The 614-nt window shown below is 48.5% G+C and carries 1 pseudogene; it reads right to left on the bottom strand.

Going from position 1 to position 614, the window contains the following annotated elements:
- Window positions 1–599: pseudogene (locus tag GAC_RS04945) on the bottom strand (hypothetical protein); the annotation flags it as partial.
- Between the last annotated feature and the right edge of the window lie 15 nt (window positions 600–614).

The raw sequence follows: 614 nt of genomic DNA, 5'->3' as shown, positions 1-614 counted from the left end.
GCCAAAGCACTGGCACATGTACCAACACATGTAGCAGTACTGGGTGTGGTACCAACAGCCTTGGTGGCATCCTTCAGCGTACTGGGATCTGCCTCAGCCATGACCTTGACAATACCAGAACTGGTAGCAACCCCAGCTATAACCTTATTAGTCCCGCCAACAGCAGTACCCTGATCCACAGCAGCCTGAGCTGCATCCTCAGCCTTGGCCTTACCAGTCAGGAGCTTGGCAATTCTTCTATTACCTGTTCTCTCAGCTATAGGAGTTACAGGAGTAAGAACAGGTTGTAATGATTGTACAGTAGCTAGTCCTTCTTCCTTTACTTGTTTAACTTGCCTACAAGATTCAACTAAATCTCGTATAGAACATCCTGTTATCACTGAAAATAACACTGCAGCTACGCCAGCCACTGCTACAGCTGCAATGATGGGTGGACAACATGCTGCTACTGTACACAACATTATTGTGCACAGCGCAGCTACGGTGCAGACCATCATCAGCATGCCCATGTTTATGAGCACTCCAGATACTGCATGTGCAGTGTTTGCTGCTGCAATACGATGTGCGCGTGTCTTTCCTATTTGTGTGTTGGGACTCAACCTTCCCCCCCCCCT

Origin of the sequence: Anaplasma marginale str. Florida (genome assembly GCF_000215485.1) — a bacterium.
GTDB classification, from domain to species: Bacteria; Pseudomonadota; Alphaproteobacteria; order Rickettsiales; family Anaplasmataceae; genus Anaplasma; species Anaplasma marginale.
Note: the sequence above shows the minus strand (reverse complement) of the source record. Positions and strands in the feature narration are given on the sequence as shown.